The following is a 24,156-nucleotide window of genomic DNA, read 5'->3' as shown; positions in this document are numbered from 1 at the left end:
TAGTTTTTGTCGACTATGTAATTGAAATCTCAAGCTACCTCTGGCCAAGGTAGCTTTTTTCATTTAAAGTAAAATTGTTTATAGATTAACATTAACTTAACATATGTGTTGGTACTTTGCACCCGACAAAAACTAATACATTATGAAAATGAAATGCTTAGCCCTAGGGCTTGCATTGTGCTCTATTTTTGTATCTTATTCTCAGGAACCCAATTCCCCCGAATTTGGCAAAGGCCTTTTCAATTTAATAGGAAAGGATAGCACTTGGAGCGCCAAAATTGCCGCAAGGATACAACTTTTAGGTAGTACCACTTGGACAGAAAATGCCAAAGGTAATTTTACGGACCCCCATTACAATGCACTTATTAGACGGGCCAGGTTAAAATTTGACGGTTTTGCCTATTCACCTAAACTTAGCTACAAAATTGAATTGGGCTTATCTAATAGGGATATCTCTGGTGGCTCCCAATACACAAGTGACGCTCCAAGATATATATTGGATGCCGTGGTCATGTGGAATTTTTATCAAAATTTTGAACTATGGGTAGGTCAGACCAAACTCCCTGGCAACATAGAACGGGTTATATCATCAGGAAACCTTCAATTGGTAGATCGATCCTTGTTAAATGGCCAGTTTACCTTGGACAGGGATATGGGCATACAGCTTAGGCATTACACCTACCTAACGGATACCTTTTTGATGCGGGAAATACTTTCCATTTCCCAAGGCGAAGGTAGAAACATTACCACAGGAAATCTAGGAGGACACCAATACAGCGGACGTTTGGAGTTACTTCCCTTTGGCGAGTTTGAAGGAGGCGACGAATACAGTGGAGGCGATTTAAAAAGGGAAGAATCTCCAAAATTGATTTTGGCCGCTACCTACAACCTTAATCTTAACGCGGTCAAGACCAGAGGTAGCCAAGGGACTTATATGGAAACCGATTATGGTTTTCACAAAACCGACATTAATACTTTGTTCATCGATGCCGTTTTTAAATATAACGGATTCTCATTCATGGGTGAATATGCCTATAGGGATGCGCAAGACCCTTTTGCCAGAAATATTGACGGCTCCTTGACAGGAGCGGTGGTGCAAGTGGGCCATGGATTAAATCTACAAACCGGTTATCTATTTAACAGTAATTGGGAGATTTCCGGGAGATACACAAATGTAAAACTGGATAATAATATTACCGGAGAAAACCCGGAAAATCAATACACATTGGGACTTTCAAAATATATTGTTGGCCATAAATTGAAGGTGCAAACAGATATGAGCTATCTTTCCGTTAATAATGCCCCTGATGAATTAATGTACAGACTACAATTGGACCTACATTTTTAGTGAAAAAATATAACCTTAAGATAACGTTACGAACCTAGAGACTTTAGATATTTGCAAACTATTTTTATAAGATAATGGACAATTTATATTTATTAATGATCATTGCACTTGCCTTTTTGGCAATTGCAGATTTAGTAGTAGGAGTTAGCAATGATGCCGTTAACTTTTTGAATTCCGCAATTGGTTCCAAAGCCATTTCCTTCAGAACCATTATGATTGTGGCCAGTTTGGGTATAGCCATAGGAGCTATTTTTTCCAGCGGAATGATGGAAGTGGCCCGTAAGGGTATTTTTCATCCCGGGGAGTTTATGTTTGCTGAGATCATGATCATCTTTATGGCCGTTATGATAACGGATATCCTCTTATTGGATTTTTTTAATACCGTTGGGATGCCCACCTCAACTACGGTATCCATAGTCTTTGAACTTTTGGGCGCCTCGGTTGCCATGTCCTTCATTAAAATTGCCTCAAGTGGGGGCGATTACATAGACATTTACAACTATATAAACACCTCAAAAGCCACTGAAATTATAATGGGCATTTTGCTGTCCGTTGTAATTGCCTTTACTGTTGGGGCCTTGGTCCAATATGTATCCCGTATCCTTCTTTCATTCGACTTTAGAAAAAAAGCTAAAGTATTTGGGGCACTTTTCGGAGGTATAGCCTTGACTGCAATTACTTATTTCATACTTATAAAAGGATTAAAAGGGGCCACTTTTGTAAGCGACGACCTTATAGTATATATCCAAAACAATACCTCCAAGATTGTTATTGGCAGTCTGGTACTTTGGACACTAATCGCCTATATTATTTCGGGTGTCTTAAAGTACGATGTTTACAAGCTGATAATTGTTGTAGGCACCTTTGCATTGGCACTAGCCTTTGCAGGGAACGACCTTGTTAACTTTATTGGCGTCCCCATTGCAGCTTGGCAATCCTTTGAAGCCTGGCAGGCTTCGGGTATCCCCGCGAACGAATTTAGTATGACCGTACTGGCGGATAAAGTTCCTACGCCTACCATTTTACTTTTTGTTGCGGGAATGGTCATGGTACTTACCCTGTGGTTTTCCAAAAAGGCCCGCTATGTAACCCAAACAGAAATAAATCTGTCTAGAGAAGGTGAATCCAAGGAACGCTTTCAGCCCAATTTTCTTTCGAGAGGAATAGTAAGGTCAGCAATGATGTTGTCTGCTGTAACAACAGCCCTTATGCCAAAAGCCTTGCAGGAAAAAATAGATGCCAATTTTAAGAAGCCTGTTATAGCCTTGTCCAAGGATAAAACTTTTGAAATGCCTGCCTTTGATATGGTAAGGGCCTCTGTAAACCTAATGGTTGCAGGGGTATTGATTTCTTTGGCAACATCCTATAAATTGCCTTTATCAACCACCTATGTAACCTTTATGGTGGCTATGGGTACCTCCTTGGCCGATAGGGCCTGGGGCGCCGAAAGTGCCGTTTACCGTGTTGCCGGAGTATTGAACGTAATTGGAGGTTGGTTCTTCACGGCCATCATCGCCTTTGTTTCTGCTGCAGTTATTGTTTCCCTTATTAATATCCATGTACCTTCTATGGTAGCCGTGTTATTATTGATCGCCGTGCTATTATTGGTAAGAAATTACATTTCACATAATAAAAAATCCAAGGAAATTAGGGCTGAAGACAGTTTAAGAAAGGCCGAAAGCAGCTCTATCCAAGGAGTGATAGAAGAAAGTGCGGACAACATTTCCAATGTGGCAAAAAGAAGTAACAAAATATACACACACATCATCGACGGACTTGCCAAACAGGATCTGGAGCTCTTGAAAAAGAACAAAAAAGGTGTTGTTAAACTTTCCGATGAAATAGATGAATTAAGGGACCACATTTTTTATTTTATCAAGAATTTGGATGAGGCCAGTGTAGGAGCCAGTAATTTATATATAAACATATTGGGGTATTTACAGGATATGGCCCAATCTCTGGAATATTTGAACAAGATTAGCCATAAGCACATCCATAATAACCACAAAAAATTAAAATACAACCAGATAAAAGAACTGAAGGAAATAGATCTGGAATTACAGAAATTGTTGAGTGCTACAAAAGCTGCATTTGAAACCCGCTCCTTTGAGCGCATTGGCGAAATATTTGCAAGCAAACAAGAATTGCTGGATATGGTTTCCCAAAAAATCGAAAAACAGATCGCTAGAACACGTACCGAAGAGTCCAGTCCAAAAAACACTACATTGTACTTTACCTTTCTTTTGGAGACAAAAGATTTTATTAACGCTACAATGAATCTTTTGGAGCTTTATTACAATGAGCACGATAGCACAGTAACCCCTGCAAAACTGGAAGTCCAATAGGGCTAATGTCCATTTTTAGGACTGCATGAGGTATTTATAGTTGATGCTGTGTTTGGTTTATACCTCAGAATGTTTGGGACAGGGGATTTATGGATCCAAACTTCTGGACAAGGCGATCCGATATCATGACCCCAATGACAGTTTGCGCTCGTTTAAAAGTGATTTTACAGTAATTATGGAATTGCTCTCAGGGGATAAGAGAATAAGCCAGATCAATATTGACCGCCCCTCATCCACCTTTAAGTGAACCGCAGATAAGGCCGGAAAAAACATAGAACAGATTGTAGTGGGGGACACATGCATTTTGAAAACTGATGCTACAGCCATTATTTCCGAAAAGGACAGGGCATCCCATAATATCTCCCGTGAACGGGCCAAAAAACGAAGGACTACTAAACATATCTCTATGGCCTTCCTATGAAATTAGGAGTCCCAGGGACCATTGTGTACCCATTTGTTGAGACCAAAACCTTTAAGGCCAAGGAATATCTTACATTAAAGGTGACTTATGCGGAGGAAGTGGGAAGGGATACCTGGTATTTATATTTTGATCCTACCGGCTATGCCATGGAAGCTTATCATTTTTTCCATGATAAATCCAAAAATGATGGTGAATACATTGTGTTATCAGGGGAAGAGATGATCAACAATGTAATAATGCCCAAGAACAGGGCGTGGTACTACAATAATAACGATCAATATTTAGGAACGGATATATTGAGTATAACTCCTTATTGACCTATCTATAAAAGTTCATCTCATCCATATATTTCCAGACTTTTTCGGGAAGCATAGGTCTAACATTTTTACCCAATTTATGTTGGGCCCTAATAAAGGTTGAGGATATTTCCATGATCGGAGCGGCCACGTGCTGAATCTTTTCATGATCTTTAAATTGATGAACCACTTCCCCTTCAGAAATCCTTGGATATACATAAATGTAATGGTTTTCCAGAATTAGCTCATAGTTCTTCCATTTATGCAGCCCCTTTAAATTATCTTCCCCCATTATTAAACAGAAATTGTGTTTGTCTTCATATTTTTCCAATAAATAAGCCAAGGTATTAACCGTATAATTGGGCTGGGGAAGATCAAACTCTATTTTGCTCGGTTTTAATTTGGGATAATCCAAGGTAGCTTCGGCAACCAGTTGATAACGATGATGATTATCCAGCAGGCTTTTCTTGGTTTTGAACGGACTTTGTGGAGTGACCACGAACCAGACCTCATCCAAATCAGAAAACTCTACCATATGATTGGCAATCACCAAATGCCCTATGTGGATAGGATTAAAGGTGCCGAAATAAAGTCCAACTTTTTTATTCATACGATACTTGACTCAATATCATTTTGCAATGAAGCACTTTAGATTTAATAGTGCGGGCCAACCTGAATCGGGCCTTGGTTTACTAAATTTTACTTTTCACTTCAACACCTATGTACTCCGCTACCAATTTATGCGCCTCGTCCAAAGCAGTGTCCAAATCGTAATTTTTGATTACGGCATCAAATTGAGGGGCAGTGGCCAATTCTACAGAGGCTTTCGCAATCCGCATATTTATTTTATCCTCGGACTCCGTACTGCGCTTTTTCAACCTAATCTTAAGTTCATCAACACTGGGCGGCTTTACAAAGACAGCAAGCGTCTGATCAGGAAATTTCTTCTTAATTCGCAAGCCGCCGACCACGTCTATATCAAAAATTACGTTCTTGCCCTCGGCCCATAGTCGGTCTACCTCACTTTTTAAAGTCCCGTAGAAATTATCCCTATACACCTCTTCCCATTCCAAAAAGTCATCGTTCTTAATATGCCTCTTAAATTCGGATAAGGTCATAAAATAATAATGCTCACCGTGCTTTTCCTTGCCCCGTCTGGGCCTGGAGGTTGCAGAAATGGAAAAAGCCAAATTGAGCTCCGGCTGATTTAATAAGTGTTTGACGATAGTAGTTTTTCCACTGCCCGAGGGGGCAGAAAAAATAATTAGCTTTCCTCCTTTCATTATAAAACGTTAAGCATTTGTTCCTTGATCTTTTCCAATTCATCTTTCATCTGCACCACCAACTGTTGCATAGGGGCAAAATTTGCCTTGGAACCTATGGTATTGATTTCCCTGCCTATTTCCTGACTAATAAAGCCCAGCTTCTTACCATTGGAGTCGTCCGATTTAAGGGTAGCGGCAAAATAATCCAAGTGATTTAGCAAACGGACTTTTTCTTCCGTGATATCATATTTCTCAAGGTAATAGATCAGCTCTTGTTCAAAACGATTTGTATCCAGATCGGCTTTTAAGTCCGCAACAGCCTTTTCCAGTCGTTCCCTTATCGTTAACAGCCTATCGGGGTCCATTTGTGCCACCTGTTCCAATAAACTCTTTAAAACGCTTATTCTGGCTTCAAAATCGGCTTCCAAAACCTTACCTTCTTCCGTTCTAAAAATATTTATTTCTTTTAGCGCTTCGTCCAATGCTTCCTTTATGACCTTGTATTCCTCCTCATCAATATCCTCTCTTTCAGTTTTCATGGTATCGGGCATGCGCATAGCGATTTCCAACAGGCCCATTTCATTCCCTGAAACAATATGCCCCAACTGCTTCATGTATTGCCTTACCACTACTTCGTTTACTTCCGAAGAGGTCTCTGCTCCGGTATTTTCTATATAAAGTGAAAAATCTACCTTGCCCCTGACCAATGAACCTGCAATAGTCCTGCGCAATTCCAACTCCTTTTCCCGGTATGTGGAAGGTATTCTAGCGTTTAAATCGAGACTTTTGCTGTTGAGGGATTTGATTTCAATAGTAATTTTCTTAGATGGAAGTTGTATTACATGCTTCCCAAACCCTGTCATTGATTGGATCATAAATTGTTTTTAGAATTTGTCAAAGGTAAATAAAATTGGGGTTTGTATAAAGGATGGTCAGGAACCTGGATAATTCCTTACAAATAACCTATTCTTTTAATATAAAACCTCTTCCTCAATTGGATGGGTCTTTACCAAATAATGGCTTTCCATTTTTATCAAAATTAATCCTCAATTGGTGATCACACCAAAAAATCCCCGCAAATATGGCCACAATTAAGAAAAATGTAGAAATACCCATAGCCCAACGGGGAGTAATGAAATAGGCAATTGCCCCAGCCATAAAAGTTGAAATACCAACCCACAACATCATTTTGGCCCCAATAGCATTGCCAAAATCCCAAGTTTCCTGGTTCCGCATACTTCTAAGCGTCCGATAGCCATAAAGATAATTGATGCTCTTGGGTGGATGTACTTTATAGATACAGGAAATAATTGTTAAAACTAGACCGGGCGCTGTTGCTGACAAGAAAAACACCCAATCCATTTATAGCTCCCTAACCCAAATATTCCTGTAACTTACCCTACTATTGTCCCCATGGTCCTGTAGTTTTAAAGGACCATTACCGTGGGCCGGGTTTTTGGGCCAACCTATATAGGGAGTGGTTCCCTTAATCTCAACATTGTCCTGAACCAGTACCCCATTATGTAAAACCGTTATGGTTCCGGATTTAATTTTATCCCCTTCATCATTAAACTCCGGGGCATGATAAATAATGTCATACGTATTCCATTCTCCGGTGGGAACAGATGCCATAGCAAGAGGTACGTGCTGCTTGTATATGGATCCGACTTGTCCATTTACATAGGTATCATTGTCATTGTTGTCCAAAACCTGAACCTCGTACAGCCCATTTAAAAAGACCCCGCTATTGCCCCTACTTTGCCCCTTTCCCTGAACTTCTGCAGGAGATTTCCATTCCAAGTGCAATTGGATACTTCCGAAATTTTGCACCGTCTGAATATCCCCTGTCTTGTTGTTAACGGTCATGCTACCATCATTGTTCACGATCCACTTGGCCGCCGTACTATCCCTTGAGCTGATCCAATTGTCCAAATTGTCCCCGCCAAAAAGTACAATGGCATCACTTGGAGCTTTTTTAATAGGGTCGTACGGATTTACTACAGGAGGCACCGGTTTATAAAACTCGGTCTCCTCAGGAGTGGTAGGTTCCTTACCCGAGTATTCCCCGTGTACCACAATCTCTTGCCCTGTTGCGTTTATGTCTTTTGGCTCCAATGGATCCACTTCAACTTTTTCCTTGCACGCAAATGCCAAGAACAATAATAACGGGACATAAATAGATCTCATTTTCATAGGCTTATCCATTAACGGTTTAGTCCAATGTTTTTATCTTAATATTTCTGAAGGAAACTACATCCCCATGATCCTGTAATCCTATTTTTCCAGTCCTGTATTTTCCAAAATGCTCCGATCCCTTAAATTTAGACTTGTCGATCATAGCCTCCCATTCCTCTCCATGTACTGGGAAAGAAGCTATTTCTGTACCATTTAATACCACATTCCCTTTATTGGTTTTGTGGTCTACGGTAATTACACAGGTATTCCATTCCCCAACAGGTTTGGTAACGTCCTCACTAGGACCAACCATATCGTACAAAGCCCCTGCCTGTCGTACAGGTCCATTTTTTGCATCCGGGTGTTTTTCATTGTCCAATACCTGTATTTCCGGTCCTGAATGGTAGGCTTCGGGTAGACTTTCTACTTCTTTAACCCCCCAAAATATACCGCTATTACCACCTTCAGAGATTTTCCAATCTATTGATAGTACAAAATTGGTAAAGTCTTCCTTGGTCACTAAATTATATTTCTCCCCTTTCTTACGCTCCTTTGGCGGATAGTATACCATGGCTCCATCCTCTATCTTCCAGGCGTCCCCAACGCCATCTTCCAAATACCTTTTCCAGGCATCGAAATTGGTCCCGTCAAATAACACCTGCCATTCGCCTTCTTCGATTACCTCTGGAGCCATTTCATCCGAATTTGCCATTGGATTGGGATCCGAATCCACGTCCATGTCTTTTTTATCTGTCTTCTCTTTACATCCCATAACCATGACAGCTATAAGGGCACTAAAAATTAATTTTTTCATTTCTCTTTTAATTGATTTTATAGTCCTAATATTTTCTTCAATACTGCTTTATCTATAGCTGCACCGGCAAAATCGTCAAAGGTTTTCTCCGTGGCCTCAATGATATGGTCCTGGATAAACTTGGCACCTTCCCTAGCCCCTTGTTCCGGACTTTTTATACAGCATTCCCATTCCATTACCGCCCAAACATCACAGCCGTACTGCGTAAGTTTAGAAAAGATGGACTTAAAATCTATCTGTCCATCGCCCAGCGAACGATACCTACCTGCACGGTCGCCCCAATCATTAAAACCTCCAAAGGCACCTTTTTTACCTGTCGGGTTAAATTCCGAATCCTTAACGTGAAACGATTTTATGAATTCGTGATAATGGTCTATATACGCAATATAATCCAATTGTTGAAGTACAAAATGACTTGGATCGTACAGAATATTCACTCGTTTATGGTTCCCGGTAGCCGCCAAGAAACGCTCAAAAGTATCCCCATCGTGAAGATCTTCTCCTGGGTGGATTTCGTAACATACATCTACACCTTCCTTATCAAAGTGATTAAGGATGGGCAACCACCTTTTTGCCAACTCTTCGAAGCCCATTTCCACCAATCCCGCTGGTCTTTGAGGCCAAGGATGGGCAGTATGCCATAGCAGGGAGCCGGAGAAAGTGGCATGTGCCTTTAGTCCCAGCCTACGACTCGCTGTGGCTCCTTTTTTAACAACATCTATGGCCCATTCGGTACGTGCCTTTGGATTGTTCTTCACCTTGTCCGGCGCAAAATTGTCGAACATAAGGTCGTAGGCAGGGTTAACTGCCACCAATTGTCCTTGTAAATGTGTAGACAACTCTGTAATTTCCAGTCCATAGGAATTTATCTTGCCCTTTAACTCATCACAATAGGTCTGACTCTCGGCAGCTTTATCCAAATCAATAAGAAAATCTACCCAGGTAGGTATTTGTATTCCCTTATATCCTAAATCGGATGCCCATTTACACATGCCATCCAATGAATTGAATGGTGCTTTTTCATCGACAAATTGCGCTAAAAATACTGCCGGCCCTTTAATTGTTTTCATTTTGATTTTTTATTAATTGTAATTGAAAATAAGCTTTGTTAACATTTAGGATAAAAATCCTATATTTAAAGTTTGTAGCCTATGCCTACAAATGCGAAGTTATAAATATAGGAAAAGCATCAGAATTAAAACAAGAAATATAGAATGAATCAGAGTGAAATGTTTGATGCCATTGTTGTAGGTACCGGTATTAGTGGAGGTTGGGCAGCTAAAGAACTTTGTGAGAATGGGTTAAAGACTTTGGTGCTGGAAAGAGGACCAATGGTAAAGCATATCGAGGATTATCGCACAATGAACGATGACCCATGGGATTACCCATTAAAAGGTAAATTATCTAAATCCGATAAAGAAAAATATCACATACAAAGTAGGTTGAACTGGGCGCCGGATGAGAGCAACAAGCATTTCTTTGTAAACGATTTGGAGCACCCATATGTTCAAACCAAACGATTTGATTGGATAAGAGGTTATCAGGTTGGAGGGCGTTCCTTAACCTGGGGCAGACAGAGTTACCGTTGGAGCGATATTGATTTTGAAGCCAACAAAAAGGAAGGCATCAGTATTGATTGGCCTGTGAGATATAAGGACATTTCACCTTGGTATGACAAAGTTGAAGAATATATAGGGGTCAGTGGACAAGCGCTAGGGCTAAAACAATTGCCCGATGGCAAATTTCAACCCCCCATGAAATTGAATTGTGTAGAGGAGGACTTTCAAAAATCTATCGAAGAAAAATTTGATGATGGTCGTTTGGTGACCATTGGTCGCACCGCACACATTACAGATCCAAATGCAGATTTTGAAGGTCGGGGAGTTTGCCAAAATCGGGATAGATGCTGGCGTGGCTGCCCTTTCGGAGGCTATTTTAGCAGCAATTCATCTACTTTACCGGCTGCAGAAAGAACTGGTAATATGACGCTCAGGCCAAATTCCATTGTGTACGAAGTTGTCTATGACGATAAAACAAAAAGAGCGACTGGGGTAAGAGTCATAGATGCAGAGACCAACGAAAAAATGGAGTTCAAGGCCCGTGTAATTTTTCTCTGCGCTTCAGCCATGGCTTCTGTTGGTATATTGTTACAATCAAAAAGCGAACGCTTTCCCAACGGTCTCGGAAATGACTCGGACGCCTTAGGTAGAGGAATAATGGACCATCATTACAAATTAGGGGCAACCGCCAAAGTAGATGGGTATTTGGATAAATACTATAAAGGTCGCCGCGCCAATGGTTTTTATATTCCACGATTCGTAAATATGGATGAAAAGACCAAGCGTGATGGATATGTACGTGGATTCGGATTTCAAGGTACGGCCAGTAGAGGCGATTGGTCGGAAGCCATAGGGGAGTTGGGGTTCGGAAAAGAACTCAAAGAAAGTATTTTAAGGCCCGGTCATTGGACCATAGGTGTTACCGGATTTGGAGAATTCCTACCGTATGACGACAACAGGGTTACATTAAGCCCTACTGAAAAAGATAAATGGGGGCTTCCACAATTGGCCTTTGACGTTGAGTTCAAGGAAAACGAGTTGAATATGCGCAAGGATATCATAAAAGTTATCGTGGAAATGTTTGAAGCGGCCGGATTTAAGGATGTACATTCCTATGAGGAATCTTCCTATCCAGGATTGGGAATACACGAAATGGGAGGCGCCCGTATGGGGCATGATCCCAAAACTTCGGTCTTGAACAAAAATAACCAAATACATAATGTTCCTAATGTATATGTCACCGATGGTGCATTTATGACCTCTTCCAATTGTGTAAATCCGTCATTGACTTATATGGCATTTACGGCCAGGGCGGCAAATCATGCTGCCAAACAATTGAAGGCGGGTAAATTTTCATAACATCCTTCGAGAAATAATTAATGTATTTTACCGTTACTGTTAAATATTAGACCTTATTAGAATGGACAATGCTTCGGCTAGAAATATGTGGGGTGATTTTTTGGACGCCCACTTGGAATTTGCTTTTGAAGAAGCACCTAAAGTTTTTCACTTTAGCGATAATGAACAAGATGCCGACCACGGATTGGATCTAGTTCTAAAAAACCTTAAGAAAGCGACGACCTTTTCCCTGTTAGGTCTTCAAAACCGCAAGGAACCACTGCCTAAAATAGGAGCCTTTATAATCCTTACCGATTGGAATGGCAATGCAAAATGTATAGTTAGGACAACCGCCGTAAAACTAAAGCCATTTTTTAGTATTACTAAAGACTATGTTCTATTGGACGGCTTAGGGGATAAAAGTCTGGAACATTGGAAAAAATTCCACTGGGATTATTTCTCCCGTGAATTGGCTCCTTTTGAACGTGTCCCCCGTGATAGTATGATCGTGGTCTGTGTAGAGTTTAACAAGGTATACGGATAGTCTCTAGCACCTAAAAAAACCATAGAAAAGGGCCGCAATTGCGGCCCTTTTTATTTTAACTAATTCCTGTATTACTTCAAATTGATCCAAACGTTCCCCTTTTTGTTGGACTCCACGGTGCTCTCTATAAAATCGAGCCCACGAACACCATCCATCATGGTAGGGAATTCGCCATCGTTATATTTCTCACCTCGAATGGCCCTTGCAACACCCAAATAAATATTGGCCATAGAGTCAAAAATACCTTCGGGATGTCCTGGAGGCAATTTAGTTCCATTCAAGGACAACTTGGAATTATAGGCATGGCCAGGCTTATAAACCTGAAGCGGCTTGTCATCGCTAAGGACATAAAGGTAATTGGGATTTTCCTGCTCCCATCTTAGTCCGCCCTTCTCTCCATATATGGCAATTGAAAGTCCGTTCTCCTCCCCGGTAGCAACCTGACTTGAGCGAATAACCCCTTTCACGTGCTTATCCATTCGGATCAATACCGTACCGTCTACATCCATTTGATTATCCTCGTACAAATAGTTGAAATCTGCCAAAATGGATTTTATGGTCAGTCCGGTAGTATATTCTATCATATTAAAGGCATGCACCCCTATATCTCCCATACATGAACTGATACCGGCTTTTTTAGGGTCCAATCTCCAAACTGTTGAGCGTTTGGCCTTGTCATGGATAATAGAGTTGATCCAACCTTGGTAATATGCCGCATCCACCTTGTGAATTTTACCAATAGCACCGGCTTTTATCATTTCCCTCATTTGCCTAACCATGGGATACCCTGTATATGTATGGGTAACCGCAAAAACAGTCTTGGCCTTTTCCAAGGTAGCCTGTAATATTTTAGCCTCCTCGTAGGTGGTGGTCATGGGCTTTTCACAAATTACATGAAACCCATTTTCCAACAACTTCTTGGCCATAGGAAAATGCAAAAAGTTAGGGGTAAGTACAGAGCATACCTGTATACGTTCTGTCTCCGGAAGTTTCAATTCCTCTTCCACCAAGGTATCAAAATCCTTATAGATCCTATTCGTAGGTACATCTATTTCCTTGGCAAAAGCAACATTTGCCTCAAAATCAGGATTGAAAACTGCACCAACAATTTCGTAATTATCATTAATCTGCGATGCCACTCTATGCAACACCCCTATAAGGGAGTCTCCTCCACCCCCTAAAATTCCTAATCTAATTTTCTTGCTCATAATGTATTTATTCCTAAGTTACTCTTTATACTCAACTTCTTCGTTTTTAAAAAATATTGCGAACAGTACCATTGCCCCTAAGGCAAAAATAGCAGGAAATGTCCAAATATCCTTCCAGCTGTGTACACCTTCGCCAATTTTATAACTATCCGTTATTTCTCCTGCCACCCAAAACCCGATCAACATTCCAACTCCATAGGTGGCCAGTGTTATCAATCCCTGGGCAGCACTCTTAAATTTGTTCCCTGCCTTTGAATCCGTATAAATCTGTCCGGACACAAAGAAAAAATCATAGCAAATACCGTGCAGGCCAATCCCCAATATTAACATAAAGGCCAAATCTCCGGCATTTCCGTAAGCAAATAGAAAATATCTAATGGTCCAAGCCAACATCCCGGCAATCAAGGTATTCTTAAATCCAAATTTCTTAAAGAAATATGGCAATAACAACATGAACAAAACTTCCGAACCCTGACCAATAGTCATTTTACCTGTTGGATTTTCCATTCCGATCTCTGACAAAAAAGGATTTGCATTTTGGTAATAGAAGGCCAAAGGAATGCATATTAAAATAGATGAAAGAAAGAAAATAAAGAAATTCCTATCCTTTAGAAGTTTAAGGGCATCCAATCCCAAAATGTCCGAAATGGAAACCTTTTCATCCGTTTTTAGCTTTGGTGGTGTTTTGGGCAGGGTAAAACTAAAAACCCCCAAAACAGCAGATGCAATAGCCACCATTAAAAAAGTATTTTTCAGAAGGCCCAGTTCCCTGGAGCTTTCCGAATCCCATAGGAAGACAAAACTAATTATTAGTCCGGCCGCAATCCAACCTATAGTACCAAAAACCCTAACAAAAGAAAACTCCTTGGCGGGATTTTTCATTTGGCTGAAGGAGATAGAATTCACCAAGGCCAAAGTCGGCATATAGAGAATCATATATCCCAGTACATAGGGGTAGAAACCGGCAAAGTCCACGGCCACATACATTTGATACATCATTAAAGCCCCAAGAAGATGCAAAATCCCTAAGATTCGCTCTGCGTTGAAATACCTGTCCGCTATTAGCCCTATAATAAAAGGTGCAATTATGGCTCCCCAGGATTGGGTTGAATATGCCATTGCCGATTCAGCTCCAGTGGCCTTGAGATTCTGTCCCAAAAAAGTGCCAAGGGTTACAAACCAACCTCCCCAAATAAAAAATTCGAGAAACATCATTAAGGACAACTGAACTTTGGTTTTTACATTCACGGTCTAGCTGGTATATTCATCGCTTATAAAAGGCATAATCCAAGACCAGGGGTTCAATGGAGTTATTTCTGAAATCCACAGAAATCTGGGCCCTATGATGCGTAGAATGGTTTATGATATGAAACAGCATATCCTGAATGGTATTGGTAAACAATCTACCCTGGGAATTCTCGTAATCCAAGCGCTTTTCAAAACTATCCACATTGGTGATTATTTCAAAAGAGCTCCTTTGATTTTCATAATGTATGTCGCCCCAATCCTTTATAGAGTGTAACTGAAAAACACCGTATTCCACTTTTTTACCAAGAATTCTGGAATTCCAAATATGGTGCGCATTTAATATATGACTGAAGAGCTCCGTTGTCCTTTCTGGAACATTTTCCAGCTTTTGGCACTCTTCAATCAATTTTTTATTACAGTAAAAGTTATAATCGAACAGCTGATTGAAAAAAGCCTTCATAAAATATAATGCTAATTAAGTTCCTTACCTGCTTTTATCAATAAATCCCTGGTAGCGATAATTCCTTGCTCCTCACTTAAAACGCTTCCTTCGTATTCCACACCAATAAAGCCGGTATAACCTGCATCTTTAACTATTTTAAGTATTCTTGGGTAATCCAGTTTAGTTTCATTACCGTCGGCATCAAAATCGTAAGACTTGGCACTTACGGCCAAGGCATGTGGCATTAGTTCACTAATTCCTTTATAAATGTCATACTCCTCGGCGCAACCATCTTTAGTTCTTTCAATACAGAAGTTGCCAAAATCAGGAAGGGTACCGCAATTGTCCATATTTACCTTGGTCATAACCTCAGCCAACATAGCCGCATTGGACGACAGCCCGCCATGGTTCTCCACCAAAACTTCAATATTTTTTCCCTTGGCATAGGTGGCCAACTGGGTTAGACCATCAACAGAACTGGCCATCCACTCATCGGGAACCTTGCTTCCTGACAGGTTTACCCTAATGGCGTGGCAACCCATATCGGCAGCCGCATCTACCCATTTATAATGGTTTTCAACTGCTTCCTTTCTTTTTTGGGCATCCGTAGTAGCAAGATCTCCTTGACCATCGATCATTATCAGGACATTTTGCATACCATGTTTTTTGCTTTCTGCATTACATTTTTCAACGAAGGCGGCCATGGCTTCCTTGGAAAAATTAGCAGCCTCCAATTCCTTATAATATAAACCACTTACATACTCCAATCCTGTAAAACCCCAATTCTTGGCCTTCTCGGCAAATGTATATGGATCAACTCCATCTTGACGCACCATTTTATGCATGGACCATTGGGCCAAAGACAATTTAAAAAACGGTTCCTCAGCTTTCATGGATACTTCTGAGGTCTCCATATCTTTAGGCTGCTCTTTAGGAGCTTCCTTACAAGACAACACACTTATTAATAAGGCAAGCAATACAACACTGATTCCTTTGATCTTTAAATTTTTACGCTTCATTTTGAGTATTGAGATTAAATCCAAGAATTAACATTTACTATAACGTTATAGTGCCATAGTATTAATATATATAGGGTTTAAATGTAAAAAATTAATTTTATATTTAATAAATTTATTAAATAAACAATTTCATAAATGAGCAAGTTGAATAACAATGAAGTGCAGGATTCTTATGATGCAATTGTCGTAGGCACGGGAATTAGCGGAGGTTGGGCCGCCAAAGAATTATGCGAAAAAGGACTCAAAACCCTTGTTCTGGAACGTGGAAGGATGGTGAAACACATCGAAGACTACGAGACGGCCAATCTAGATCCTTGGGATTTTCCAAATGCCGGGGAACCTACTAGGGAAGATATTGAAAAACAGCCTAAACAGAATAGAACAGGATATACCACCAATGCGGCAAGCAAAATGTGGTTTGTAAACGATTTGGAACATCCGTACAATGAAATAAGACGATTTGACTGGATGAGAGGTTACCACTTGGGTGGGCGGTCCTTACAATGGGGACGTCAAAGTTACCGATGGAGCGACATTGATTTTACCGCCAACCTAAAAGATGGGATTGCGGTTGATTGGCCTGTACGTTATAAAGATATTGCCCCGTGGTACTCTAAGGTGGAAGAATTTATAGGTGTAAGTGGAGAAGCACTTAACCTTCCACAGTTGCCGGATAGTGATTTTTTGCCGGCCATGGAAATGAATTGTGTGGAAGAGCACTTTAAGAACAAGGTTACTGAAGGCTTTGACGACCGCGCAGTAACCATAGGTAGGGTTGCCCATATTACGGGGACCAAAAATTTTGACGGGCGCACCAAATGTCAATATAGAAATAGATGTATAAGAGGATGTCCTTTTGGAGGCTATTTTAGTAGTTTATCATCTACCCTGCCAGCTGCCGAAGCCACAGGCAACATGACCTTGCGTACGGACTCCATTGTCCATGAAGTAATGTACGATCCCGATACCAAAAAGGCTACCGGGGTAAAGGTTATAGACAGGTTGACCAAGGAAACTCATGAGTTTAAGGCAAAGGTCATTTTTTTGTGCGCCTCCGCCATAGCGTCCACTTCCATATTGATGCAATCCAAATCTGACCGCTTCCCGAATGGTATGGGCAACGACTCGGATCAATTGGGAAGAAATATTATGGACCACCATCTAGGCGTAGGTGCTTCCGGTAAATTTGATGGCTTCGAGGACAAATATTACAAGGGCCGAAGACCTAATGGAATATATATTCCAAGATTTAGGAATCTAGGAGGTGCTTCCGACAGAAAAGACTACAAGCGTGGCTTCGGTTATCAAGGTGGAGCCAGTAGAGGAAATTGGGAAGAAACCGTTGCTGAACTCTCTTACGGAAAAGACTTTAAGGACAGTATTTTGAAACCTGGAGGATGGAGAATGGGCATTGGCGGTTTTGGTGAAGTGCTCCCTTATGAAGATAACAGAATGACCTTGGATTACGAGAAATTGGATAGCTGGGGATTGCCTACGGTAACCTTTGACGCCGATTTACAGGAAAACGAATTCAACATGCGTAAGGACATGCAGGAATCTGCGGTAGAAATGCTGGAAAAGGCTGGATTGCGCGATGTTAAAGGACATGACGGTCCAACCGGTCTAGGGCTGGGCATTCACGAAATGGGTACTGCTAGAATGGGACGCAACAGAAAAACCTCTGTACTCAACGGCAACAACCAATTACACGATGTACCCAATGTTTATGTTACCGATGGGGCATTTATGACCTCAGCCAGTTGTGTTAACCCATCATTGACTTACATGGCCTTTACAGCTAGGGCGGCCGACCATGCGGTAAAAGAACTTAAAAAAGGAAATATATAATGGATAGAAGAAAAGCACTAAAGAATATGGGGCTGGCATTAGGATACACCGTAGCCACCCCAACCTTGATCAGCATCGTCCAAAGTTGTAAAAAAGACGCTGCAATAGTATGGACTCCGGATTTTTTAACATCTGCCGAAGGATCTGTTCTTACACATTTGGTAGATATTATAATCCCCAAGACAGACACGCCTTCTGCCTCCGAAGTACAGGTCCATATTTTTATTGACCGTTTTGCCGATCAGGTAATGGAGAAGGAACAGCAGGATCTTTTAAAGATGACTATGGGGAAATTTACGGACAAGGCCCTGCAGGATTCCGGCAAAAAGGAAATTGCAGACCTGACCCCTGAAGATTTGGAACCGGTACTTGCCAGTGCCCTCAAAATTTCCAAAGAGGACCAAGCCAAGAACTTTAAGGTAATAAACTCTTACACCGAATCGGTAAAGGCTGGCAAAACCGCCTCCTTGGAGGATGAAGCGTCTAGATTTGCCTTTGCCAACAATTTAAGAGGCTTGGTGATATTGGGCTACAAGTCATCCGAGTTTGTAGGAGAAAATGTACTGCCCTATTTGCCAGTACCTGGTGAATTTATCGCCTGTGGAGACCTTCAGGAACTGACCGGGGGAAAAGCTTGGTCCCTATAAATTATTATGACTATCAAAAATTGCAAAAAAGCTAAAAGAACTGGGATAGCCAATGGCATTCTGTTCTTTTAGCACTATTTTTATAATATTCCAACCATATCCAAAAAAATGAAAAGAAGAGATTTTATCCAAAAAACTGCCCTAACCAGCAGTGCGGTTACCCTAGGAGGTTCTTTGGCCTATGGGGCCAAGCCTATTTTAAATCAGAAACATACGTTCAACTTAAAATACGCCCCTCATTTTGGGATGTTCAAGAACCTTGCAGGCGATGACCTTATAGACCAAATAAACTTTATGGCCGACCAAGGGTTTACAGCATTCGAAGACAATGGTATGATGGGCAGGGATGTGGCAACCCAAACCAAAATTGGCGAAACCTTGGCCAAAAGAGGAATGACCATGGGTGTTTTTGTGATAGACAAGGGAGGCAACATGGCCAATACCTTGGCCGCAGGCAAACAGGAGTACATAGATATCTTTTTGGACGGATGCAAAAGAGCCGTGGAGGTGGCCAAACGAGTCAATGCCAAATGGATGACCGTTGTGCCCGGTGGATTCGAAAGAAAACTCCCGATCGGCATTCAGGATGGCAATGTTATTGAAGCATTAAAAAGGGGTGCAGAGATTTTGGAACCCCACGGCTTGGTAATGGTACTTGAACCTTTATCCGACTCTCCCGATCTATACCTGCAGAATTCCGATCAGACCTATATGATCTGTAAAGGGGTGGACAGTCCTTCCTGTAAAATATTGTTCGACATCTACCATATGCAGAAAACCGAAGGTCACCTGATCCACAATATGGAACTTACCTGGGATGAGATCGACTATATCCAAATAGGGGACAATCCAGGCAGAAAAGAGCCTACTACAGGAGAAATTAATTACAAAAATGTATTCAAGTATATACACAGTAAGGGATTCAAAGGAGTTCTAGGCATGGAACACGGAAATTCAAAACCTGACAAAGAAGGTGAAATGGCCGTGATAAACGCCTATAAATCAGAAGACAATTTTTTATAGTCGAAATTCCTTTTAAGGCCAAGGCCCCGAATTTAACGTTGTTTTTAGAAAGTTTCCATCTTGTTTCCCCGTCAAAGAAACAAGATGGAACTTTATTTTTACACCATAGCAATTTACTTGATATTATTCGTCCTAGGTCGAATAATATATCACCATCATTTTAAAAAATAAAAATGGTGTATCAATCTATATTCTTATTTCTGAGATAATTATAGTCCATTATTCAATTTCCACCGTATATAATTAAAAGCCATTTAAACCGGGGCAAAATGGATAAGGACATCACAATTCTGGTAATTTACTGTATAGCGTTCCTATGCGCGCTTTTACTAAAACCTTATATCTCCAATAGATAGGAATATCTTGATCTACAATAATTGGGAGGAGTAATTCTCTATATTTCCCTGTTTCTATAAACAAAAAAATCCCCGAAGAGTACTTCGGGGATTTTTTTGTTTCTTAATTATGCTTTACAAGCCATTTAGGAGCCGCACATTAAACAATCATCATCTGCCTGACCCTCCTTTGCCTTGGCGATCAATTCCTTCATCTCAGCGGCCGTCATGGGTTGAACATCCGCCTCCTGTGGATTGGCGGAAGTGGCCTCCACCTTAATGGTCTTGGCAACAGCAGGGGCCACTACTGTGGTTTCTACCTCTGCAACCACGGGCACTTCCTGCTTCTTGCTGTTATCCAAGGTAAATTTAATGGCATCTGCCGCAGCTTTGGTCCTTAGATAGTACATTCCTGTTTTAAGTCCGCTCTTCCAGGCATAGAAATGCATTGAAGTAAGTTTTGAATAATTGGCGTTCTCCATGAACAGGTTTAGGGACTGACTCTGGTCTATGAAATATCCACGTTGCCTGGACATATCAATAATATCCTTCATACTCAATTCCCAAACCGTTTTGTACAGCTCCTTAATCTCGGCAGGAATATTCTCTATATGCTGAACGGAACCATTGGCACGCATCAATTCCTGCTTCATATTTTCGTTCCAAAGTCCAAGATTCACCAAATCTTCCAATAGGTGCTTGTTCACAACAATAAATTCCCCGGACAAAACCCTACGCGTATATATATTGGAGGTATATGGTTCAAAGCACTCATTGTTACCCAATATTTGAGATGTGGAAGCAGTAGGCATTGGAGCCACCAATAAGGAATTGCGAACCCCGTTCTTTTTCACTTCTTTGCGCAATTTTGCCCAATCCCATCTACCGGACAACTCTTCATCCTTAACCCCCCACAAATTGTGCTGGAATTCTCCTTTGGATATTGGGGAACCTTCATAGGAAGAGTAAGCGCCTTCCTCTTTTGCCATTTCCATAGAGGCGGTAACCGCAGCAAAATAAAGCGTCTCAAAAATCTCTTGGTTCAGTTCCTTGGCAGCATCACTTGTAAAGGGCAATCTCAACATAATAAATGCATCTGCCAAACCTTGAACACCTAAACCAATAGGCCTGTGGCGCATATTGGAATTTTCGGCCTCCTTAATGGGGTAATAATTTCTATCTATTACCCTATTTAAATTTTTGGTAACACGTTTTGTTACCCTAAACAATTCTTTATGATCAAACTCGCCATTCTTAATAAACATTGGAAGTGCAATGGAAGCCAAATTACATACTGCCACCTCATCCGGGGAAGTATATTCCAATATTTCCGTACAAAGGTTGGACGAGCGAATAGTCCCCAAATTCTGTTGGTTGCTCTTTCTATTGGCGGCATCCTTATAAAGCATATACGGCGTACCAGTCTCTATTTGTGACTCCAAAATCTTCTCCCAAAGTTCACGGGCCTTCACAGTTTTACGCCCTTTGCTTTCCGCTTCGTATTTGGTATACAACTTCTCAAATTCTTCACTGTGATGGTTAAAGAGCCCAGGACATTCATTAGGGCACATTAGGGTCCAGTTTTCATTGGCCTCTACCCTTTTCATGAATAAATCCGGAATCCACATGGCATAAAAAAGGTCTCTGGCCCTCATTTCTTCCTTACCGTGATTTTTCTTTAAATCCAGAAAATCATATATGTCCGCATGCCATGGCTCCACATAGATAGCAAAACTACCCTTACGCTTTCCACCGCCCTGATCTACGTAACGCGCAGTATCGTTAAAAACCTGCAGCATGGGCACAATACCATTGGAAGTCCCATTGGTACCTGCGATATAAGAGCCTGTGGCCCGTACATTGTGTATGGAAAGACCTATCCCGCCAGCAGATTGTGAAATTTTTGCCGTTTGTTTTAGCGTATCATAAATACCATCAATACTATCGTCCTTCATTGCCAAAAGGAAACAAGAGGACATTTGAGGTTTAGGGGTACCCGAATTAAACAAGGTAGGTGTAGCGTGGGTAAAATACTTTTTGGACATCAACTCATAGGTCTCCAAGGCCGATTCCAAATCGTTCAAGTGAATCCCAATGGACACCCTCATAAGCATATGCTGTGGCCTTTCTGCAATCTTCCCATTCAATTTCAAAAGATAGGAACGTTCCAAGGTCTTAAATCCGAAATAATCGTAGCCAAAATCCCGGTTATAAATAATGGTAGAGTCCAACCTATCCGCATTCGCAGCAACAACCTCATAAACCTCATCGGATAGTAAAGGTGCCTTTTTTCCGGTTCTAGGATTTACATATTCATAAAGATCCTTCATCGTTTCCGAAAAAGATTTCTTGGTGTTCTTATGTAGGTTGGAAACAGAAATACGTGCCGCCAATTTTGCGTAATCCGGGTGGGAGGTAGTCATTGTAGCCGCAATCTCAGCAGCCAGATTGTCCAGCTCCGAAGTAGTTACCCCGTCATATAGTCCTTCAATTACCCTCATGGCTACCTTTAACGGGTCCACCAGGTCATTAAGGCCATAACACAATTTTCTTACTCTGGCCGTGATCTTATCGAACATCATCAGCTCTTTTCTTCCGTCTCTTTTTACTACATACATGTTGCTACAATTTTTTAAATGATACTTAATTTTGGGTTATGGCCCAATATGTTAAAAACGTTAACATATCAAATTAATCGCATAAAAATCCCCTTATAACCCAAAGGGGATTTCTACTATACTACTACTCATCAAAAATCCGCGTCGAAGCTGATTTTCTGGGAATCGTCGTCTTTATCTTTGTTCATGACACCTGCCTTTTGATATTCCGCCACTCTTTTTTCAAAGAAATTGGTTTTACCCTGTAGGGAAATCATGTCCATAAAATCGAAAGGGTTGGTAGAGTTGTAGACTTTATCACATTCCAACTCCACTAACAAACGGTCCGTTACAAACTCCAAGTACTGTGTCATCAACTTTGAATTCATTCCAATTAAGCTGGCCGGAAGAGATTCCGTAATGAATTCCCTTTCAATATTCAGGGCGTCCACCAAAATTTCGGTAATCCGAGCTTTGGGCACCTTGTTTATAAGATGATTGTTGTGAAGATGAACAGCATAATCACAGTGCATCCCCTCATCCCTGGATATTAGTTCATTGGAAAAAGTAAGTCCTGGCATCAACCCTCTTTTCTTAAGCCAAAATATAGAGCAAAATGCACCTGAGAAGAAAATACCTTCCACTGCCGCAAAGGCAATTAGGCGCTCCGCAAAACTTGGAGACTCTATCCACTTCAAAGCCCAATCCGCCTTTTTCTTTATGGCCGGAAAGTTCTCTATAGCATTAAAAAGCAGGTCTTTTTCCTTTTCATCCTTTACGTAGGTATCGATCAAGAGAGAATAGGTTTCAGAATGGATATTTTCCATCATTATCTGAAAACCGTAGAAGAACTTTGCCTCGGCATATTGAACTTCACTTACGAAATTTTCAGCTAGGTTCTCATTCACAATACCATCAGATGCAGCAAAGAACGCTAGAATATGTTTTATGAAATAACGTTCATCGCTATTCAACTTGTTGGTCCAATCATTAAGATCCGTGTGCAGGTCTATTTCTTCAGCAGTCCAAAAACTAGCCTCACATTTTTTGTACCAATCCCACAAATCATGGTGTTTGATAGGGAAAATAACAAATCGGTTAAGGTTTTCTTTCAGAATCGGCTCTATAGCTGCTGACATATCTTTTTTAGATTTATAGGGTTTCTTAAACTTAGGCGAAAATTTGCCCTCGATAGGAGATAACAAAGATTGCAAAATACCCCCAATATCTAAAGCCCAATAAGCATTATTAACCACAAAGTTTTTAACACAAAATGTTGAAATGTTACTTCGCTAGTGATGTTCATTACCTTTGTAGTACAAAGCAAAATGAAAAAAAGCCGAACGGTTTTCTTGAAAATATTAACCCAAAAAAATAAACCAAAAAGTATATAAAAAACATACTCTTTGGTTTATACATGTCATTATCAAAAACCAACCCTTGGTTTGTACAGTCATGTATACGAAATTGCCTTTTGTCTATTTTAATTTAAGTTTAAAAAATTAGAGAGATAATGCAGCCAAGATCATAAATACCGAAATGGCAAGCATTGCTAAAAAAACTAAACTTACGGCCTTAATGTTTGAAGTTGTCATAATTGTGGAGTTTGAGTTAATATAGTATTTTAATATTTCGCAATAGGTTTTATCCAAATCGAAATGTAATTGTTCACGCTAAATCCTAC

At 40.7% G+C, this 24,156-nt stretch carries 22 protein-coding genes; 9 read left to right on the top strand and 13 right to left on the bottom strand.

Annotated features, from left to right (window positions below):
- Positions 1–142 precede the first annotated feature (142 nt).
- The 4 genes from U735_RS0124275 (at position 143) to U735_RS25140 (ending at position 4,431) form a co-directional block, all read left to right on the top strand.
- On the top strand, positions 143–1,348 hold the full coding sequence (locus U735_RS0124275) for a porin (RefSeq protein WP_031446305.1): 1,206 nt from the start codon (positions 143–145) through the stop codon (positions 1,346–1,348).
- Between the two features lie 74 nt (positions 1,349–1,422).
- Positions 1,423–3,693, top strand: coding sequence for an inorganic phosphate transporter (locus U735_RS0124270; RefSeq protein ID WP_031446304.1), 2,271 nt, complete (start codon positions 1,423–1,425; stop codon positions 3,691–3,693).
- A gap of 73 nt (positions 3,694–3,766) precedes the next feature.
- Positions 3,767–3,940 (top strand): DUF6503 family protein, encoded by a 174-nt coding sequence (locus U735_RS25145; protein ID WP_157365042.1) that lies wholly within the window; start codon positions 3,767–3,769, stop codon positions 3,938–3,940.
- A gap of 170 nt (positions 3,941–4,110) precedes the next feature.
- Positions 4,111–4,431 (top strand): DUF6503 family protein, encoded by a 321-nt coding sequence (locus tag U735_RS25140; protein ID WP_051892323.1) that lies wholly within the window; start codon positions 4,111–4,113, stop codon positions 4,429–4,431.
- A 1-nt stretch (position 4,432) separates the two neighbouring features.
- Here the strand turns inward: U735_RS25140 and nadD are convergent, their stop codons facing one another.
- The 7 genes from nadD to U735_RS0124230 all read right to left on the bottom strand — a co-directional run bounded on the left by nadD (position 4,433) and on the right by U735_RS0124230 (position 9,734).
- Positions 4,433–5,020 (bottom strand): nicotinate (nicotinamide) nucleotide adenylyltransferase, encoded by a 588-nt coding sequence (gene nadD / locus U735_RS0124260; RefSeq protein WP_031446303.1) that lies wholly within the window; start codon positions 5,018–5,020, stop codon positions 4,433–4,435.
- A gap of 82 nt (positions 5,021–5,102) precedes the next feature.
- A complete protein-coding gene (gmk, locus tag U735_RS0124255; RefSeq protein WP_031446302.1) occupies positions 5,103–5,693 on the bottom strand; it encodes a guanylate kinase in 591 nt (196 codons plus the stop codon).
- Positions 5,693–6,550 (bottom strand): YicC/YloC family endoribonuclease, encoded by an 858-nt coding sequence (locus U735_RS0124250; protein WP_031446301.1) that lies wholly within the window; start codon positions 6,548–6,550, stop codon positions 5,693–5,695. The genes gmk and U735_RS0124250 overlap by 1 nt, the downstream gene beginning before the upstream one ends.
- Positions 6,551–6,665: 115 nt before the next feature.
- A complete protein-coding gene (locus U735_RS0124245) occupies positions 6,666–7,037 on the bottom strand; it encodes an SdpI family protein (RefSeq protein WP_031446300.1) in 372 nt (123 codons plus the stop codon).
- Complete coding sequence (locus U735_RS0124240; RefSeq protein ID WP_031446299.1) at positions 7,038–7,862, bottom strand: 3-keto-disaccharide hydrolase; 825 nt, start codon at positions 7,860–7,862, stop codon at positions 7,038–7,040.
- Between the two features lie 25 nt (positions 7,863–7,887).
- Positions 7,888–8,664, bottom strand: coding sequence for a 3-keto-disaccharide hydrolase (locus U735_RS0124235; protein ID WP_031446298.1), 777 nt, complete (start codon positions 8,662–8,664; stop codon positions 7,888–7,890).
- Positions 8,665–8,681: 17 nt separating this feature from the next.
- On the bottom strand, positions 8,682–9,734 hold the full coding sequence (locus U735_RS0124230; protein ID WP_031446297.1) for a sugar phosphate isomerase/epimerase family protein: 1,053 nt from the start codon (positions 9,732–9,734) through the stop codon (positions 8,682–8,684).
- Between the two features lie 144 nt (positions 9,735–9,878).
- Here U735_RS0124230 and U735_RS0124225 point away from each other — a divergent pair, with 144 nt between their 5' ends.
- Entirely contained in the window at positions 9,879–11,582 is a 1,704-nt protein-coding gene (locus U735_RS0124225) for a GMC oxidoreductase (protein ID WP_031446296.1), read from the top strand.
- 61 nt (positions 11,583–11,643) lie between these two features.
- Entirely contained in the window at positions 11,644–12,105 is a 462-nt protein-coding gene (locus tag U735_RS0124220) for an ASCH domain-containing protein (RefSeq protein ID WP_031446295.1), read from the top strand.
- Positions 12,106–12,176: 71 nt separating this feature from the next.
- Here U735_RS0124220 and U735_RS0124215 read toward each other — a convergent pair whose 3' ends face one another.
- The 4 genes from U735_RS0124215 to U735_RS0124200 are packed head-to-tail and all read right to left on the bottom strand — an operon-like array spanning position 12,177 to position 16,022.
- Complete coding sequence (locus tag U735_RS0124215; RefSeq protein WP_031446294.1) at positions 12,177–13,313, bottom strand: Gfo/Idh/MocA family protein; 1,137 nt, start codon at positions 13,311–13,313, stop codon at positions 12,177–12,179.
- An 18-nt stretch (positions 13,314–13,331) separates the two neighbouring features.
- Entirely contained in the window at positions 13,332–14,561 is a 1,230-nt protein-coding gene (locus U735_RS0124210; RefSeq protein ID WP_083260558.1) for a nucleoside permease, read from the bottom strand.
- Positions 14,562–14,577: 16 nt separating this feature from the next.
- Positions 14,578–15,021, bottom strand: a complete 444-nt coding sequence (locus U735_RS0124205) for a DinB family protein (protein WP_031446292.1) — start codon at positions 15,019–15,021, stop codon at positions 14,578–14,580.
- An 11-nt stretch (positions 15,022–15,032) separates the two neighbouring features.
- On the bottom strand, positions 15,033–16,022 hold the full coding sequence (locus tag U735_RS0124200; protein WP_031446291.1) for a sugar phosphate isomerase/epimerase family protein: 990 nt from the start codon (positions 16,020–16,022) through the stop codon (positions 15,033–15,035).
- 135 nt (positions 16,023–16,157) lie between these two features.
- Here U735_RS0124200 and U735_RS0124195 point away from each other — a divergent pair, with 135 nt between their 5' ends.
- From U735_RS0124195 to U735_RS0124185, 3 genes are all read left to right on the top strand, one after another.
- Positions 16,158–17,870 (top strand): GMC oxidoreductase, encoded by a 1,713-nt coding sequence (locus U735_RS0124195; protein WP_031446290.1) that lies wholly within the window; start codon positions 16,158–16,160, stop codon positions 17,868–17,870.
- A complete protein-coding gene (locus tag U735_RS0124190; protein ID WP_031446289.1) occupies positions 17,870–18,517 on the top strand; it encodes a gluconate 2-dehydrogenase subunit 3 family protein in 648 nt (215 codons plus the stop codon). Before U735_RS0124195 ends, U735_RS0124190 begins: the two co-directional genes overlap by 1 nt.
- 108 nt (positions 18,518–18,625) lie before the next feature.
- Positions 18,626–19,540 (top strand): hydroxypyruvate isomerase family protein, encoded by a 915-nt coding sequence (locus U735_RS0124185; protein WP_031446288.1) that lies wholly within the window; start codon positions 18,626–18,628, stop codon positions 19,538–19,540.
- 481 nt (positions 19,541–20,021) lie between these two features.
- On the opposite strand, the gene U735_RS0124180 is transcribed toward U735_RS0124185, so the two are convergent.
- Together U735_RS0124180 and U735_RS0124175 are read right to left on the bottom strand one after the other, a co-directional pair.
- Complete coding sequence (locus U735_RS0124180) at positions 20,022–22,493, bottom strand: ribonucleoside-diphosphate reductase subunit alpha (RefSeq protein WP_031446287.1); 2,472 nt, start codon at positions 22,491–22,493, stop codon at positions 20,022–20,024.
- 131 nt (positions 22,494–22,624) lie between these two features.
- Entirely contained in the window at positions 22,625–23,611 is a 987-nt protein-coding gene (locus tag U735_RS0124175) for a ribonucleotide-diphosphate reductase subunit beta (protein ID WP_031446286.1), read from the bottom strand.
- Positions 23,612–24,156 lie beyond the last annotated feature (545 nt).

This window comes from Arenibacter algicola (genome assembly GCF_000733925.1).
GTDB classification, from domain to species: domain Bacteria; phylum Bacteroidota; class Bacteroidia; order Flavobacteriales; family Flavobacteriaceae; genus Arenibacter; species Arenibacter algicola.
This window is presented reverse-complemented; position numbering and strand designations above follow the sequence as displayed.

Excerpts from the sequence above, each read along its gene's own strand:
- U735_RS0124270 (WP_031446304.1), top strand. The coding sequence starts at position 1,423 with ATGGACAATTTATATTTATTAATGATCATTGCACTTGCCTTTTTGGCA.
- U735_RS0124195 (WP_031446290.1), top strand. The coding sequence starts at position 16,158 with ATGAGCAAGTTGAATAACAATGAAGTGCAGGATTCTTATGATGCAATT.
- U735_RS0124235 (WP_031446298.1), bottom strand. The coding sequence starts at position 8,664 with ATGAAAAAATTAATTTTTAGTGCCCTTATAGCTGTCATGGTTATGGGA.
- U735_RS0124190 (WP_031446289.1), top strand. The coding sequence starts at position 17,870 with ATGGATAGAAGAAAAGCACTAAAGAATATGGGGCTGGCATTAGGATAC.
- U735_RS0124200 (WP_031446291.1), bottom strand. The coding sequence starts at position 16,022 with ATGAAGCGTAAAAATTTAAAGATCAAAGGAATCAGTGTTGTATTGCTT.
- U735_RS0124245 (WP_031446300.1), bottom strand. The coding sequence starts at position 7,037 with ATGGATTGGGTGTTTTTCTTGTCAGCAACAGCGCCCGGTCTAGTTTTA.
- U735_RS0124205 (WP_031446292.1), bottom strand. The coding sequence starts at position 15,021 with ATGAAGGCTTTTTTCAATCAGCTGTTCGATTATAACTTTTACTGTAAT.
- U735_RS0124180 (WP_031446287.1), bottom strand. The coding sequence starts at position 22,493 with ATGTATGTAGTAAAAAGAGACGGAAGAAAAGAGCTGATGATGTTCGAT.
- U735_RS0124185 (WP_031446288.1), top strand. The coding sequence starts at position 18,626 with ATGAAAAGAAGAGATTTTATCCAAAAAACTGCCCTAACCAGCAGTGCG.
- gmk (WP_031446302.1), bottom strand. The coding sequence starts at position 5,693 with ATGAAAGGAGGAAAGCTAATTATTTTTTCTGCCCCCTCGGGCAGTGGA.
- U735_RS25140 (WP_051892323.1), top strand. The coding sequence starts at position 4,111 with ATGAAATTAGGAGTCCCAGGGACCATTGTGTACCCATTTGTTGAGACC.
- U735_RS0124225 (WP_031446296.1), top strand. The coding sequence starts at position 9,879 with ATGAATCAGAGTGAAATGTTTGATGCCATTGTTGTAGGTACCGGTATT.
- U735_RS0124240 (WP_031446299.1), bottom strand. The coding sequence starts at position 7,862 with ATGAGATCTATTTATGTCCCGTTATTATTGTTCTTGGCATTTGCGTGC.
- U735_RS0124220 (WP_031446295.1), top strand. The coding sequence starts at position 11,644 with ATGGACAATGCTTCGGCTAGAAATATGTGGGGTGATTTTTTGGACGCC.
- U735_RS0124275 (WP_031446305.1), top strand. The coding sequence starts at position 143 with ATGAAAATGAAATGCTTAGCCCTAGGGCTTGCATTGTGCTCTATTTTT.
- nadD (WP_031446303.1), bottom strand. The coding sequence starts at position 5,020 with ATGAATAAAAAAGTTGGACTTTATTTCGGCACCTTTAATCCTATCCAC.
- U735_RS0124250 (WP_031446301.1), bottom strand. The coding sequence starts at position 6,550 with ATGATCCAATCAATGACAGGGTTTGGGAAGCATGTAATACAACTTCCA.
- U735_RS0124230 (WP_031446297.1), bottom strand. The coding sequence starts at position 9,734 with ATGAAAACAATTAAAGGGCCGGCAGTATTTTTAGCGCAATTTGTCGAT.
- U735_RS0124215 (WP_031446294.1), bottom strand. The coding sequence starts at position 13,313 with ATGAGCAAGAAAATTAGATTAGGAATTTTAGGGGGTGGAGGAGACTCC.
- U735_RS0124175 (WP_031446286.1), bottom strand. The coding sequence starts at position 23,611 with ATGTCAGCAGCTATAGAGCCGATTCTGAAAGAAAACCTTAACCGATTT.